Below are 15,596 nucleotides of genomic sequence, written 5' to 3' on the forward strand. Positions count from 1 at the left end.
CTATCAACCTTTAACCGCGCCGAACGTCAGACCAGCAACAAGGTGCTTCTGGACGATGAATGTGAGGGTCAGCGCCGGAATAATCATCACGACCGCCAGCGCGCACATGCCGCGCCAGTCGATGGTGAATTCAGCCGTGTAATCGAGAAGACCGACAGGAAGGGTCTTGGAATTGACGGAACGGGTGAGCTGGGATGCCAGCGCATATTCGTTCCATGAAGTGAGAAAGGCGAAGATGCCAGCGGTCGCAATGCCGGGACCGGCCAGCGGAAATTCCACCTGCCAGAAGGCCTGCCAGCGCGTGCAGCCGTCAATCTGGGCGGCTTCCGCCAGATCCTTCGGCACCTGACGGAAGAAACCGTCGATCAGCCAGATCGTGAACGGCACATTCAGCGCCACATAGGTGAGGATCAGCCCAAAATGGGTGTCGATGATGCCGATGCGCGAATAGACCATGAAGAGCGGCAGCGAAAGCGCGATGCCCGGCACCGAGCGCGTCAGCATGAGGCCGAGAAAGCTTGTCGACTTGCCCCGGAACCGGAAGCGCGCAAAGGCATAGCCGCCCGAAACCCCGACGATGAGCGCAACCACGGTGGACGTGACCGAGATGATGAGCGAATTGCGGAAATAATCCCAGACCGGAATGCCGCCGCCGCCTGCGCCAGAAAACATCGCATAATAGGCATCGAGCGTGATTTCCTGCGGGATCCAGACCGGCGGCTTGGCCATGATCTCGACCGGCGGGCGCAGCGAGGACAGCACGATCCACAGGCCCGGAAGGCAGATGATCGCCATCGCCAGAAACAGGCCGACGAGATAGGCGACCTTTTTGATGCGGCGCAGCCAGCGATGCTGGCTGTTGGAGAGCGTTGTTGTTGCCATGATTACCACTCCGCTCCAATTTGCGCGCGTGCGGCTGCAAGCTTGTGGAAGAACATTACGGTGAAGAGGATCGAAAGCAGGATCGCGACATAGGCCATGGCATTGGCCAGTCCCATCTGCGCATCCGAATAGGCGGTGCGCCCCACCAGCGTCCAGATCAGCTCGGTGCGGCGCGCCGGTCCGCCATCGGTCATGATCTTCACGATGTCATAGGCGCGCGCCACGTCGAGCGAACGGATGGTCATGGCGATGAAGGCAAAGGGCATCAGATAGGGCCAGATGACATAGCGGAAGGTCTGCCATGGCGTGCAGCCATCGACGCGCGCCGCCTCCACCGGGTCCTGCGGCATGGACAGAAGGCCGCCCAGGATGAGGATCGCGAATACCGAGGTCGACATCCACACCTCCGCCAGCAAAATCGCAAACAGCGCCAGATTGCCGTCGATCAGCCACGGAATGGCCGTCTCGGTGATGCCAAGCGATTGCAGCGCATTGTTCACCAGACCGATATTGTCGTTGAACATGAACTTGAACTGAAAGCCGACCAGAACCGGCGAAAACATCATCGGAAACATCATCAGCGTGCGCAGGGTGCGCTGGCCGCGGGTGGCCTTGTTGACGAGCAGCGCCAGACCAAGCCCGAGCAGCATTTCCAGATTGAGCGCAATGGTGAGGAAGATCACCGTGCGGATGAATGCGGCCCAGAACACCCAGTCGGTCATGATGCGCTGATAGTTGCGCAGGCCGATGAACTTGAACAGGCTGTCGGGGCGCGTCAACCGGAATGGCGTGAAGCTTGAATAAAGCGAAAGCGCGAGAGGAAACAGAACCACCGCTGCGAGGATGATGATGGCCGGGAGCAGAAGCAGGACCGGCGGGGAGATTCGTTTAAACATTGTTCTTCCGAAGCGGTGAAACCAGCATCAAGGCGCGCATCTCGTCCAAAAATCGCCACGCACTTTTCGGGATGCGCTTGAATGGCCCGCCCGTTCTGAACGGGCCATGAAGTCACAGTTTAAATCAGGCGAAGAGGCCCGACACTACAATTGCAAATTCGTCAGGCCGTGGCGAAAAGAGTGATTTTCGAGCACCGGAGCGCAGACAAATTGCTCTTTGCAGCCCGGCATCACGAGGAATGCAAATGTAGTGTTAGAGTTCGCCAGCATCCTCAAGTATCTGCGTTGCCTTCTTGGCCGCATCGTCAAGCGCTTGCTGCGAGGTCTTGTCGCCAAGGATCGCCGCCTGAAGTTCAGGATAGACAGCGTTGGAAATCTCGATCCAGGACGGGGTCTGCGGAACCGGGAAAGCGGTCTTTGCCGTTTCCTGGAAGACCGAGAGCACTTCCTTCTTGTACGGATCCGACGCAGCCTGCTCGATGACGTAATCCCAGACGGCGGTTCGCGTCGGCAGCGTGCCGGCGGCCGATTCCTGCTTCTGCGAATCCTCGTTGGTCAGGAACCAGACGAGCGAGGCAGCCGCTTCCTTCGTCGGGCAGGCTTCCGTTACCGAGAAGCCGTGATGACCCGACCAGCCGGTGCGCTTGCCGGAAGAGCCGGTCGGCGCCGGAACGATGCCGACATTGCCCGCAACCTTCGACGATTTCGGATCGTTGAAATAGGTCGCCCAGCCCGGCCAATCCAGATTGAGCGCAATGGTGCCCGAGGCAAAGCCCGCGCCCAGTTCATCCCAGAGATAGTTGGTCGTGCCTGCGGGAACGGCCTTGGCCTTGTAGAGATTGACGAACCAGTCGAGCGCACGCACACCGGCTTGCGAATTGAAGGCGGGCTTGCCGTCCTTGTCGAGATATTCGCCGCCTTCCGCGACCAGCATTTCATAGAAGCGGCCATTGATGGCCTCTTCCTTGCCGGCAAACTGCGTGCCGTAGAAATTCGGCGGATCGGCAAAGAACACAGCCTGATCGGACACTTCCTTCCAGGTCTTCGGCGGCGCCAGATCGTAACCGTATTTTTCCTTGAAAGCGGTCTTCTTGGCGGCGTCTTCGTAAAGGTTCTTCTGATAGTAGAGCGCCGATACGTCATATTGCGCGCGCGGCAGCATGACCAGCTTGCCGTTCAGCGTGGAAGCCTTGATGACCGATGGCACGAAACCTTCGATTTCACCCGATGGCAACAGGGCGTTCAGATCGGTATAAAGATCGGTATATTGCGGCGCAAAGGACGAATGGTTGGAGCCGACGCACCAGTTGATCGATCCCGAAGCGATGTCCGACTTGATCTCCTTGTCCAGTTCGAAATGGTTCTTCTTGGACAGGATATTGACCTTGGCGCCGGTCGCCTTTTCCCATTCGGCAATGCGCGAATAGAGCGCTTCATATTGCTGACCGCCGATCAGCTTGGCGTTGATGGTCACGCCTTCGAATTTACCCGGCAGATCGGCCGCACCGGCGGACCCGATGGCCATTGCCAAAAGAGCAGTTCCCGCCAGGCAGGACGCTTTGAAATTCATGATGCTTCTCCTCCTCACGACGAACCCTTCCCCGGCCCGTCCCCAATTGTGAATTTGGTATTTATATGCAAACATATTATTCAGCACTGGTCAAGGCGGGTTTCCGCGCATTTACGACTTTCGCAATGCCGGCTGTTCGTATATGAAGATTGCTATTCATAAGGGGAGCCACATTGGAAACCGACGATCGCTATCGCGCGCCCGCGCTGGACAAGGGGCTGGATATTCTGGAACTGCTCGCCAGCGTGGATGGCGGGCTGACGCAGGCGGAAATCGCCAAACATCTCGACCGCAGCCCCAACGAATTCTACCGGATGCTCGACCGTCTGGTGAAGCGCGGTTATGTGACCAAGCTCGAAGGCGACCGCTATTCGCTGACGCTGAAGCTGTTCGGCCTTGCGCATCTTCATGCGCCTGTCCGCAGGCTTGCCTCCTTCGCCACGCCCTTCATGCGCGAGCTTGCCGACCGCTCGAAACAGGCCAACCAGCTTGCCGTGTTCGACCGCGGCTCCGTCGTGGTCATCGCGCAGCAGGAAGCGCCGGATTACTGGGGGATTTCGATCCGCGTCGGCTCGCATATCAGCCTGTTCGACACCGGCTCCGGCCATGTGCTTCTCGCCTTCCGTTCGCCGGAAGAACGCAAGATGATGATTGCCGAATATGTGAAAGACAGCGAAAGCGTGAAGCTCGACCAGAGTTTTTATCAGCGGCTCGACCAGATTCGCGAACGCGGCTATGAGATGATGCCGAGCGCCCAGGTCGCGGGCGTCTACAATCTCTCGGCTCCGATTCTGGGGCCGGACGGGACATGCATCGCCTCGCTGACCTGCCCTTACGTAACGCTGGTCAACTCGGCCTCCGCCCCCGATATCACGCAGACCATCAGCCTGCTGCAAAAGACCGTCAAGGATCTCTCGAAACTGGTGGGGTCCGATATCGGCGCAACGGATTGAACATCGTGGTAATTCTTATTTGAAAACTCTCTTCTTTTTTGAAAGTATGGCGCCGGAGGAGAGTTTTCATGATGATCGATACCCATCTGCACCTGATCGACAAAAGCGCGCTCAATTATCCGTGGCTTGGCGATGTTCCGGCGCTTGACCGCGACTTTCTGTTCGAGACCTATCGGAAACAGGCCGAACGCTGCGGCATCGGCGCGGCGCTGCATATGGAAGTGGATGTCGCGGCTGACAGCATTCAGGCCGAGACTGATCATATTCAGGAGATTTCAATCGCGAATGGTGGTTTCATAAAAGGCGCCATTGCCTCGTGCCGCCCGGAGGAGCCGGGATTCGCGGAATATCTCGACTTGCAGCTTGGCAATCCTTTCGTCAAGGGCTTTCGCCGCGTGCTGCATGTCGTGCCGGACACTGTTTCTGAAAGCCCGTTGTTTCGCGAAAATATCAAGCGGCTCGGCGGCACCGGCCTGACCTTTGATCTCTGCACGCTGCCGCATCAGGTCGACAAGGTGACGGCCCTTGCCGATCTTGGCCCCGACGTGCAATTCGTGCTCGATCACTGCGGCGTGCCGGATATCAAATCGGGTGCGCTGGAAGTCTGGCAAAAGGGGATCACCGAGATTGCCCGCAGGCCGAATGTCGTCGCCAAAATCTCCGGTGTGGTCGCCTATGCCAATGCTGAAAGCTGGACTGTCGAAACCTTGCGCCCCTATGTGGAGCATGTCATTCAGGCTTTCGGCTGGGAACGCATTGTGTGGGGCAGCGACTGGCCGGTCTGCACATTAGCCAGCAATGTCGATGCCGGGCTTTCGACATGGGTGGCGACCACCCATGCCCTGTTGGCGGGATGCAGCACAGACGAAAAGGCGCGCCTCCTGTCCGAAAATGCGCGCCGTCTGTGGAAGCTATGAAAAGCTTTCGCGGAAAAGCCGGTTGAGATCGGCGACGACATCTTCCGCCCTGTCGTTTTCCAGCAAGCCCCGGTTGATGCGCTCTGAAGCCGCGTCCTGAAACGGCATATAGCCGTCATGGCGCGGGCGCACCCATGCGCCTTCCAGCGTCGCGCGCGTGTCGCGATAGAAGCCGGACGTCGCCTCGTTTACCGTATCGTCTTCCCAGGCAGCCGCATGGCCCGGCTGACCGTTGGAGGCCGCATAAAGTCCCTTCTGCACGTCACCGCTTGCCACCCAATAGGCAAAATCGATAGCCGCTTCAGGATGCTTGCTGAAGGCCGAAACCGCGATGCCCGTGCCGCCCAGTGCCGAGCCCGCGACACCTGCCGCGCCCGCTGGAATATCGGCAAAGCGGATCAGGCGTCCGCGAAATCCGGGCATGGCATAGTTCACATAGCCATAGATCAGCGGCGAACAGGCGATTTCGGATTCCGGCTCCGCCATGTCCTCGAACACGGCAATCGGGTCCATGCCAAAGCATTGCGGCTTCACCAGCGAAGCGATTTCCCGCAATTGCTCGAAAGCCTGCGCGCCGTGCTGAACGGAGATCAGCGCGTCCCCGGTCGCGCAGGGCGTACCGTTATTGGCGGCCAGCGTATAGAAACTCATCAGCGAATGCGGCGGGCGCAGCGGCAGCAGCACTTTCCCGGCGCGGGCAAGGCGCAGCACCTCGCTCCACGCGGTTGCGGGCTTTTCCATCCGATCGGGACGCCACGCCTGAACCTGCGTTGCGGCATCGAGCGGAAAGGCCCATTGCCGCCCCTGCCAGTTATAGCTCGGGAAGGACTGGCCCACGGAACCATCGGCAAGCGCCTTCAATTCCGCCTCGCGGCCCGCCACGTCGAGCGGCAGTAGGCAGCCTTCCTTGGTGATCTGGCCGACATGCGGATGGTCGATCACGATCATATCGAAATTGCGCGCCAGTTCCTCGACCGGAAAAGTCTCGAAATCCTGCAGCGACCGCTTTTCCCATTCGATCTCGACGCCCTTGCCCCGCAACCAGCGCCCGGAACAGGCGACCATCGGATCATAGCCGCGCGGATGGCTCCACGTCATGCCCTTCAGCCTGATCGTGCTCATAGGCCGAACTCCTCGCGTATCTGCCGGCTGTTTTCGCCAATGCGCGGTGCGGCGCGCGCCACCTTCGGGCGCTGCCCGTTAATGCGCAGCGGGGAGCGCGTGGTGGTGATGGACACATCATCCTCGCGCGTCACCGTCTGGAGCATGTCGAGAACGCCAAAACCTTCGCTTGCAAGCAGCTCTTCCCAGTTGAGAACGCGGGCGCACCAGATATCGGCGGGCTCCAGAATGTCCAGCCATTCATCGACGGTCTTCTCGGCAATGCGGTCGGCAATCAGGCGCTTGATCTCATCGCGCTTGTTGAAGGCGATTTTCGGATCATCGGCAAAGGGTGCCAGCGTGTCGGTTTCAAGCAATGCCGCCAGTTTTGGAATGGGCATCATCGCGATTGCGAGATAACCGTCCGCAGCCGGATAGACGCCATAAGGCGCTGCAAGATAGGCATGGGCGCTGCGGAATTCGGAACGTCTGGGCAGGCGGCGACCATCGTTCAGATGGGTCGTCAGCACCTCGAACTGGAAATCGACCAGCGCTTCGAGCAGGCTGGTTTCGACATGCGCGCCCTTGTTGGTTATGCCGCGGCGAACCAGTGCCGCGAGAATCCCCTGCGCTGCCGCCGCGCCAGCCAGCATGTCGGCAACGGCGAGGCCAAACGGCACCGGCCCCTGGCCCTCATCGCCATTGAGCCACATCAGGCCGGAGCGCGCCTGCGCCAGCAGATCCTGCCCCGGACGCCCGACCCACGGCCCCTCCTCGCCATAGCCGCTGATCGACGCATAGACGAGGCGCGGATTGATCTCCTTAGCCGCCGCATAATCGAGGCCGAGACGCTTTATGACACCGGGACGGAAATTCTGGATCAGCACATCAGCCTGTGTGAGGAGTTTCTTCAACGCGGCCAGATCGTCGGGATTTTTAAGGTCAATGGCAAGGCTGTCCTTGCCGCGATTGATGGCATGGAAAATGGTGGAATCGCCGCCGATTTCCGTGTCGCTCAGATAAAGCCTGCGCGAGAGATCCCCGCCATCGGGCCGCTCGATCTTGATGACGCGCGCACCGAGGTCCATCAGGCGCAATGAGCAATATGGCCCCGACAGAAACTGGCTCATATCGACGACAACAAGCCCGCTCAGCGGCAGTTCGCTTTCCGGCATCGGGAAATTCCCTCCTCATGAATTTCTTATGTGAATATAGTCTTCACATATGGATTTACGGAAGGCAAGGCCGAAATTGGGGCCGGAACAGGTTTCGAACGCTCCCCTCGTCCTTCGACACGGCGCTTCGCACCGGCTCAGGATGAGGGGAGGAGAAGTCGGCGCTCCAGGCTCTAATGCATGTCTCCCAAAAGTGGGAACCGCCTTCGCGGGGAAATCAGTCCACTGGACTGATTTCTGATCCCGCTACGATGGGATAAAGACATGCAGGAAAACAAAACTTAAAGCGTGTCGTATGACTACGATAAAATGCGACGCGCTTTAAAATGCAAAACGCCGCCCGGTGAAGGCGGCGTTTTCAAGAGAAACAAGCAACCACTCAGATAGAAAGCTGGACCTCGTTGCTTGCCAGTTCCAGCAAGGTCCAGACATGATCGGCAAACGAGTTCCACACTTCGATCCGGTAATGGTTCGCATCCCATTTGAGCAGAATGATCTGGGCATGGTCGAAGACCGTGCGCGCCGCGCCCGGTGCTGGCATTTCGGCAAGGTTCAAAGGCGAAGCCGCATTGAGCAGCCATTCCGCCTCAGGGCCGGAAATATCGATGCCCGTCTCGCGGTGGCTCACTTCCGTCAGGCTGTGCGGCTCGGTTTCATAAAGCTTGGCGAAAGCCGCAACAATGGCCGTCCCCTTGCTTTCATCCGCCCAGATATACCATTCATCCGGTCCGATGCAGGCAACCGCAATATCGCCGGTGCGCGCAAGACCGCCGATGCGGGCGGGAATTTCTGCACCCAGCGCCTTTTCAGCCAGCGGCAGTTTTGCCGGGGCAATGCGCAGGATGAAGCGAGCCGCGTCATCGGCTGCGTGGATTTCCAGACGGCCGGAAATGACGACCTTGCGGCTTGAATAAGGTTTTGTTTCAACGAGCATGGTTCGATCCTTATCCGTTGCCATTCAACTTGCTTCCTTCGGGGTCGTAAAAGACCATGCCCGACACAATGGCCTCATGCACGCTGCCATCCGGCATCGGCATATAAAGCGTTTCGCCCATGCGGTCCTTGCCGCCCGACACCAGCGCCATGGCGATGGACCGGCCAAGCGTCTCGCTCCAATAAGACGAGGTGACATGGCCGAGCATGGTCATGGGCAGCGGCTGTTTCGGATCGGCGACGATCTGCGCGCCCTCCTCCAGCACCAGCTTCGGGTCCCTGGTCAGAAGCCCGACCAGATGCTTGCGGTCCTTTTTCAGCATGTCGGGGCGCGACAGCGAACGCTTGCCGACGAAATCCGGCTTCTGCTTGCCGATGGCCCAGCCAAGGCTGGCATCATCCGGCGTCACGGTGCCATCCGTGTCCTGCCCGACAATGATATAGCCCTTTTCGGCGCGCAGAACGTGCATGGTTTCGGTGCCGTAAGGCGTGATGTCATATTGCCGACCGGCCTCATAAAGCGCCTTCCACAGCGACAGGCCGTAACGGGCAGGCACGTTGATCTCGAAGCCCAGCTCGCCCGTAAAACTCATACGGAACAGACGCGCAGGCACGCCAAGGAAGGTGCATTCCGCAACCGACATATGCGGGAAGGCTTCATCGGAAATGTCCAAGCCCTCGACCATCGGCTCGATGAGCCTGCGCGCATTCGGGCCATTGATCGCCACCACCGCCCATTGCTCGGTGGTGGAGGTGAGCGCGACTTGCAGCTCCGGCCATTCGGTCTGGAGATAATCCTCCATCATGTTGAGAACACGCGCCGCACCGCCGGTCGTGGTCGTCACATGGAAACGGTCCTGCGTCAGGCGGCCGACCACACCGTCATCGCGGATGAAGCCGTCCTCGCCGAGCAGCAGGCCATAGCGGCAGCGCCCGATGCCAAGCTTGGTCCATGGGTTGGTGTACATGCGGTTCATGAATTCCGCCGCGTCCGGCCCGACCACCTCGATCTTGCCCAGTGTGGAGGCATCGAACATGCCGAGCGACTGGCGGGTCGCCCTGCATTCCCGCGCCACGGCCTGATGCATGTCTTCGCCGGGCTTCGGGAAATACCAGGCGCGCCGCCACAGCGACACCGGCTCAAAAGCCGCGCCATGCTGTTCGGCCCAGGCGTCGATCGGCGTCTTGCGCGTCACATCGAACAGTTTTCCGCGATTATAGCCGCAGAAAGCACCGAAAGTGGTCGGCGTATAGGGCGGGCGGAAGGTGGTGAGCCCCACCTGCGGCGCGGGCCGCTTCAAGGCATCGGACGCAACCGCAAGACCGTTGATGTTGGAGGTCTTGCCCTGATCGGTCGCCATGCCGTTGGTGGTGTAGCGCTTGACATGCTCGATGGAGCGGAAGCCCTCGCGCACGGCAAGGCGAATATCCTTGGCGGTCACATCATTCTGGAAATCGATGAAGGCCTTGGCCTTGCCCGGATCGCGATCCGTCGGCAATTCGCGGCAGCTGACGCCATCGCAGACGAAATCGCCCGCAACCGCATATTCCCGCGCGCTTTCCTTGTAACCGGCATCGTAACCGGCATCGCCCGCCGCATCGGCGCCGCATTGCGCGCCTTCACGCAGCGCCGCTTCCAGGTCGAAATGGCCGTTGCCCGCGCCAGCGCAGCGGCTTTCTTCCGTGCGTGCGCCCGGCAGGTAGATCTGGCGCTCCTCATCCCAGACAAGCTGGCCCTTGGTGTGCGAGAAGAGATGGACGCTCGGCGTCCAGCCGCCGGACATCAGCACCACATCGCAGGCGATGACGCGCGGCGCACCGACAGAACCGCCCCGCACCGGATTGGCCCGCACGGAGGAAACCCGGTGACGCCCGCCCGTATCGGTCACGGTCCAGCCGGTCAGCGTTTCGATGCCCAGCATTTTTGCGCGGTTGACGAGGCTGTCGGCAACCTTATCGCGCACATCGACGATGGCCGGAACCTTGACGCCTGCGACAGCGAGGTCGAAAGCCGCAAGCCATGCGCTGTCATGCGAGGTGACGACCGCGGCCCTGTTGCCGACCTTGACGCCATAGCGGTTGAGATAGGTGCGCGCGGCTCCCGCCAGCATCACGCCCGGACGGTCGTTGCCGGCAAAGACCAGCGGCTTTTCAATCGCACCCTGCGCCAGCACGACCTGCTTTGCGCGCACGCGCCACATGCGTTCACGCGGCGCGTTGGATGGCGGGTTCGGCAGGTGATCGGTCAGGCGCTGGCAAAGACCCAGCATGTTCTGGTGATAATAGCCAATCGCCGTGGTGCGCGGCAAAAGCGTGACATTGGGCATGGCGGCAAGCGCGCCCAGCGTTTCACCCAGCCAGTCCCAGCTTGCGCGGCCATTGATGACCGGCTCCGGCTCCGACAGAAGCGAGCCGCCCAGTTCCGCCTGCTCATCGCAGACCATGACCTTCGCGCCGCTTTTGGCCGCTTCCAGCGCTGCCGCAAGCCCGGCTGGCCCGCCGCCTACGACAAGCACATCGCAATAGGCATAGCGGCTGGCATAGGTGTCGGGATCGGGTTCGGACGGCGATTTGCCAAGACCGGCCGCGCCCCGGATGAAAGGCTCGTAAACCTTGTTCCAGAAGCTCTTCGGCCACATGAAGGTCTTGTAGTAGAAGCCCGCCGAAAAGAACATGTAGAGCACATCGTTGATCGCCCCCACATCATGCTTCAGCGACGGCCAATGGTTCTGGCTCTCAGCCTTCAGGCCGTCATAAAGCTCCAGCGCGGTGGCGCGCGTGTTCGGCTCGAACCGGCCCGGCCCGCGCGAGACGCCCATCAGCGCGTTCGGCTCTTCCGAACCCGCCGACAGAATGCCGCGCGGGCGGTGATATTTGAACGAACGGCCCGTCAGATGCTCGCCATTGGCCAAAAGGGCCGAGGCCAGCGTGTCGCCTTCAAAGCCGGAATAGGTCTTGCCGTTGAAGGTGAAGCGAACGGACTTCGCCTTGTTCACGCGGCCCTTGTTCTGAATGCGCATGTCAGTCATCATTTCGTCTCCGCAGCCGGAGTTTCTGCCAAAGCAGGACGGGGTTCACCGGCCTTGTAGGTGGTGACAAACTTGTCGCTCACCGTGTCGCGCACGGCATTGAAGAAACGGCCGCAGCCATGGATGTGCCGCCAGCGTTCAAAATGCGTGCCGCGCGGGTTGGAGCGGGTGAACAGGAAATCGCGCCATTCATCATCGGAAAGCGTCGAGGGATCGGCCGGGCGCGCAATATGCGCTTCGCCCGCATAGGCGAATTCGAGTTCCGGGCGCTCCATCTCGCAATAAGGGCAACGGATTAAAAGCATATCATACCTCCCTTAGTGCGCGACGGCGGCGGCAGCCGCTTCGTCGATCAGGCGGCCGGTGGTGAAGCGTTCCAGCGTGAAAGGCGCGTTGATCCAGTGCGGCTCGTCGCGGGCAATCGTATGGGCAAAGACATGGGCCGACCCCGGCGTCGCCTTGAAACCGCCCGTGCCCCAGCCGCAATTGACATAAAGCCCCGGCACCGGCGTCTTGCCGATGATCGGCGAGCGATCCGGCGTGACGTCGACGATGCCGCCCCATTTGCGCAACATGCGCATGCGGGTGAAGATCGGGAAGACCTCGCAGATCGCGGCCAGCGTGTGCTCGATCAGCGGCAGGCCGCCGCGCTGGCTGTAGGACACATATTGGTCGGTGCCCGAACCGATCACCAGTTCGCCCTTGTCGGACTGGCTGATATAGGCATGCACCGTGTTCGACATGACCACGCAGGGGAAGATCGGCTTGACCGGCTCCGACACCAGCGCCTGCAGCGGGAAGCTTTCCAGCGGCATGCGCACGCCTGCCGTATCCATCACGACGGAGGTATTGCCCGCAGCCGATACCGCCACCTTCTTCGCCTTGATGAAACCCCGCGCCGTTTCAACGCCGGTCACGCGGCCCGAGGCATCGCGGCGGATCGCCAGAACCGGGCAGTTCTGGATGATGTCGACGCCGCGCTGCGACGCGCCGCGCGCATAGCCCCAGGCAACCGCATCATGGCGGGCCACGCCGCCGCGCCGCTGCAAGGTCGCACCCACGACCGGATAACGGGCATTGGGGGAGATATCGAGCGGCGGGCAATAGTCCTTCGCCTGTTCCTTCGTCAGCCATTCATTGTCGATGCCGTTGAGGCGGTTGGCATGGATATGGCGCTTGAAGCTCTGCACGTCATGCACCGTATGCGCCAGCATCATCACGCCGCGCTGCGAGAACATGACATTATAATTGAGGTCCTGGCTCAGCCCCTCCCACAGTTTCATCGCATGTTCGTAGAGATGCGCGCTCTCGTCATAAAGATAGTTGGAGCGAATGATGGTCGTGTTGCGCCCGGTATTGCCGCCGCCGAGCCACCCCTTCTCGATGACCGCGACATTGGTGATGCCGTGTTCCTTGGCCAGATAATAGGCGGCGCCAAGCCCATGCCCGCCCGCGCCGACGATGATGACATTATATTCGGCCTTGGGTTGGGCGTCGGGCCATTGCGGCTCCCAGTTCCTGTTGCCGGAAAGCGCATTCTTGACGACTGAAGCTAAAGAAAAGCGGGACATGAACAACCACCATTTTCACCGGCCCCGCGCACCGTCGCGGCACGCACGAAGCCTTTGACGGTAGTTGTATTGCCTCCCCTTCAGGCCCGACAGCAGGCTTGCGTCAAAAGACGCCACAAATACGACATGCCCACCATTTCGCGACATACCGTCCAGGGGTCTTTGCGGCGCTGTCGGCGGGGTTTGCGCCCATGCGGGGGGTGCGCGAATTTGCCCATATAAAATAGGACAATATTGTTGTCCTTTTCTCTTTTCTTTTATTGCGCGAAGGCGTAGGCAGACATACGCAAAATCGCATTTTTAAATTCCCAAACGCAAGAAAGGTGATTTCGTGACCAACGAGAATCTGCTCGAAAGCGCACTCGTCCGGCTGGACGAAGCGGCAAGCCACATCAACATCGATGCGGATGTCATCGAAAAGCTGAAATTTGCGCGTGAAACCATGAAAGTGCGGCTGATGATCCGCATGGACGACGGTTCGCGCAAGTCCTTTCTTGCGTGGCGCTGCCGCTATGACGACACCCGCGGACCGACCAAGGGCGGCATCCGCTACCATCCGGATACGACCGCCGAAGAGGTCGAGACGCTCGCCTTCTGGATGACCTTCAAATGCGCCGTGATGAACCTGCCCTATGGCGGCGGCAAGGGCGCGATCCAGGTCGATCCGCGCCAGCTTTCCAAGGCGGAACTGGAGCGCCTTTCGCGCGCCTATATCCAGGCATTTTCCGGCATCATCGGCCCGGACCGCGATATTCCGGCGCCGGACGTCTACACCAATTCCATGATCATGGGCTGGATGGCCGACGAATATTCCCAGATCGTCGGCCAGTCCTCGCCCGCCGTCATCACCGGCAAGCCTCTGGCGCTCGGCGGCTCGCTCGGCCGCAATGACGCGACCGCGCGCGGCGGCTTCTATCTCGTTCGCCACCTGTCGAACGATCTGGGCCTTGCCTCGCAGCTTCGCGTCACCGTTCAGGGTTTCGGCAATGCGGGCCAGTTCATGGCGAAGCTGATGGCAGGCGACGGCCACAAGATCGTCGCCGTATCGGATTCGGCTGGCGCTGTTTACTGCGCAAACGGGCTTGATCTCGACGCGCTTCTGGAAGCAAAGGCGCACAACAAGTCCGTTGTCTCGACCGCCGGCAAGAACGGCCACGAGGCCATCACCCCGGATGAGCTGATTGCCGCCGATTGCGACGTGCTGGTGCCAAGCGCCATGGAAAACATGATCCATGCGGGCAATGCGGCCACCATCAAGGCCAAGCTGATCGTCGAACTGGCCAATGGTCCCGTCACGCCGGAAGCCGACACCATCCTGCAGGAAAACGGCGTCGTGGTTCTGCCGGACATTCTGGCCAATGCCGGTGGCGTGACGGTTTCCTATTTCGAATGGGTGCAGAACCGCCAGGGTTATTACTGGACGCTGGAAGAAATCCATGAGCGCCTGAAAACCATCATGGAGCGCGAGGGCCGCGCCATCTGGAACCATGCCAAGCAGCACAATGTGACAGTGCGCTCGGCAGCCTATGTTCATGCGCTGCAACGCCTGGCCCAGGCCATCGAGGCACACGGCACGCAGAACGATTTCGCTGCCTGACCCGGCCTTTCGACATCCCCCCTCCCGGCCAGTCCGCTGTCGGGAGGGGCGAAGGGCGGCTTGGTTTTCCCGCCCGCGCTACCGTTTCAAGCCGCTGCCGCCCCCAGCCGGCAATACTCAAGACGTTTTTTTATTAGCGATTGATTGAAAGCAAAGCGGCCTCTTTAAAGCCATTCTAAATTCCTGGCGCGCCGCAGGACTTGTCATGGGTCTTGATACCAATCAAAGAGATTCTAGGCGGCGCCTTTTGAAGGCTGAAACGATGAAAAACTTCATAATTGCTTCTCTCGTGGGAATTTCTGCCGCTTTGCCCCTCCCAGCCAATGCGGAAATCAGCAAGACCCCGGAAAACAGCACGATTGTAAACGGCCTGGATTTTGGCCCATTGGCCAAACTGGTCGGCACATGGAAAACGGCAGAGCCTGGCGGTACGGACGTTGCTCCCGGCAAGGACGGGTCCGATGTCGGCAAGGGCGGCACGGCTGTAGAACCATATTATGAAGTCATGACCTTTGAACCGGCGGCAGACGCCACCAATGCAAGCGACCAGTATCTGGCGGCCATGTATTACAAGCATGAAGTTTTCCGTGTGAGAGACAACGGCAAGTTTCATGACCAGAGAGGGTATTTAACATACGATAAGAAAAACAATACCGTATACAATACTTTCTGTATTCCCCGAGCGGTCTGCGTTGTCGCTGAAGGACCAGCCGGAGAAACCATGTCTCTCGAAACAAAGGGAAACGGGGTTGCGGAATCCGACTATATGTCGAAAAACGACAAGACGATGAAGTTTTCTTTCGACATCGATCTTTCCGGCGATCAGCTTCAATACACGCAGGTGACGAGCTTGCAAGTCTATGGAGAGCCGTTCGAGCATGTGGATACGAGCACGCTTGAAAAAGTAAAATAACGCTCGAAACAAGCCAATGTGCCCGAACCCGATGCGTGAAGCCATCGGGTTCGGTCGCC

At 59.8% G+C, this 15,596-nt stretch carries 13 protein-coding genes; 4 read left to right on the plus strand and 9 right to left on the minus strand.

The genetic code is table 11. The annotated features are described in order from the left end of the window. Positions 1–3: 3 nt before the first annotated feature. The 3 genes from AVM02_RS15970 to AVM02_RS15980 all read right to left on the minus strand — a co-directional run bounded on the left by AVM02_RS15970 (position 4) and on the right by AVM02_RS15980 (position 3,348). Positions 4–882 carry a carbohydrate ABC transporter permease gene (locus AVM02_RS15970; protein ID WP_411507907.1) on the minus strand — a complete coding sequence of 293 codons (879 nt, stop codon included), beginning with the start codon at positions 880–882 and terminating at the stop codon, positions 4–6. 2 nt (positions 883–884) lie between these two features. Next, positions 885–1,778 carry a carbohydrate ABC transporter permease gene (locus AVM02_RS15975; RefSeq protein WP_411507908.1) on the minus strand — a complete coding sequence of 298 codons (894 nt, stop codon included), beginning with the start codon at positions 1,776–1,778 and terminating at the stop codon, positions 885–887. Between the two features lie 253 nt (positions 1,779–2,031). Continuing rightward, positions 2,032–3,348 carry an ABC transporter substrate-binding protein gene (locus AVM02_RS15980; protein WP_411507909.1) on the minus strand — a complete coding sequence of 439 codons (1,317 nt, stop codon included), beginning with the start codon at positions 3,346–3,348 and terminating at the stop codon, positions 2,032–2,034. Between the two features lie 158 nt (positions 3,349–3,506). Here AVM02_RS15980 and AVM02_RS15985 point away from each other — a divergent pair, with 158 nt between their 5' ends. Together AVM02_RS15985 and AVM02_RS15990 are read left to right on the plus strand one after the other, a co-directional pair. Beyond that, positions 3,507–4,301, plus strand: coding sequence for an IclR family transcriptional regulator (locus AVM02_RS15985; RefSeq protein WP_411508055.1), 795 nt, complete (start codon positions 3,507–3,509; stop codon positions 4,299–4,301). A 68-nt stretch (positions 4,302–4,369) separates the two neighbouring features. Then, positions 4,370–5,218, plus strand: coding sequence for an amidohydrolase family protein (locus tag AVM02_RS15990; RefSeq protein WP_411507910.1), 849 nt, complete (start codon positions 4,370–4,372; stop codon positions 5,216–5,218). Here the strand turns inward: AVM02_RS15990 and AVM02_RS15995 are convergent. From AVM02_RS15995 to AVM02_RS16020, 6 genes are all read right to left on the minus strand, one after another. Continuing rightward, complete coding sequence (locus AVM02_RS15995) at positions 5,213–6,340, minus strand: extracellular solute-binding protein (RefSeq protein WP_411507911.1); 1,128 nt, start codon at positions 6,338–6,340, stop codon at positions 5,213–5,215. The genes AVM02_RS15990 and AVM02_RS15995 overlap by 6 nt on opposite strands. Then, on the minus strand, positions 6,337–7,494 hold the full coding sequence (locus tag AVM02_RS16000; protein ID WP_411507912.1) for a CaiB/BaiF CoA transferase family protein: 1,158 nt from the start codon (positions 7,492–7,494) through the stop codon (positions 6,337–6,339). The genes AVM02_RS15995 and AVM02_RS16000 overlap by 4 nt, the downstream gene beginning before the upstream one ends. A gap of 379 nt (positions 7,495–7,873) precedes the next feature. Next, entirely contained in the window at positions 7,874–8,428 is a 555-nt protein-coding gene (locus tag AVM02_RS16005; protein WP_411508056.1) for a sarcosine oxidase subunit gamma, read from the minus strand. Positions 8,429–8,438: 10 nt separating this feature from the next. Continuing rightward, entirely contained in the window at positions 8,439–11,459 is a 3,021-nt protein-coding gene (locus tag AVM02_RS16010) for a sarcosine oxidase subunit alpha (RefSeq protein ID WP_411507913.1), read from the minus strand. Next, positions 11,456–11,761 carry a sarcosine oxidase subunit delta gene (locus tag AVM02_RS16015; protein WP_411507914.1) on the minus strand — a complete coding sequence of 102 codons (306 nt, stop codon included), beginning with the start codon at positions 11,759–11,761 and terminating at the stop codon, positions 11,456–11,458. The genes AVM02_RS16010 and AVM02_RS16015 overlap by 4 nt, the downstream gene beginning before the upstream one ends. 12 nt (positions 11,762–11,773) lie before the next feature. After that, positions 11,774–13,027 carry a sarcosine oxidase subunit beta family protein gene (locus tag AVM02_RS16020; protein WP_411507915.1) on the minus strand — a complete coding sequence of 418 codons (1,254 nt, stop codon included), beginning with the start codon at positions 13,025–13,027 and terminating at the stop codon, positions 11,774–11,776. A gap of 331 nt (positions 13,028–13,358) precedes the next feature. On the opposite strand from AVM02_RS16020, the gene AVM02_RS16025 reads away from it, so the two are divergent. Both AVM02_RS16025 and AVM02_RS16030 read left to right on the plus strand, forming a co-directional pair. Continuing rightward, positions 13,359–14,624, plus strand: a complete 1,266-nt coding sequence (locus AVM02_RS16025; protein ID WP_411507916.1) for a Glu/Leu/Phe/Val family dehydrogenase — start codon at positions 13,359–13,361, stop codon at positions 14,622–14,624. Positions 14,625–14,886: 262 nt separating this feature from the next. Then, complete coding sequence (locus tag AVM02_RS16030; protein ID WP_411508057.1) at positions 14,887–15,537, plus strand: heme-binding beta-barrel domain-containing protein; 651 nt, start codon at positions 14,887–14,889, stop codon at positions 15,535–15,537. Positions 15,538–15,596 lie beyond the last annotated feature (59 nt).

The organism is Brucella anthropi, from assembly GCF_046630315.1.
GTDB lineage: Bacteria > Pseudomonadota > Alphaproteobacteria > Rhizobiales > Rhizobiaceae > Brucella > Brucella anthropi_A.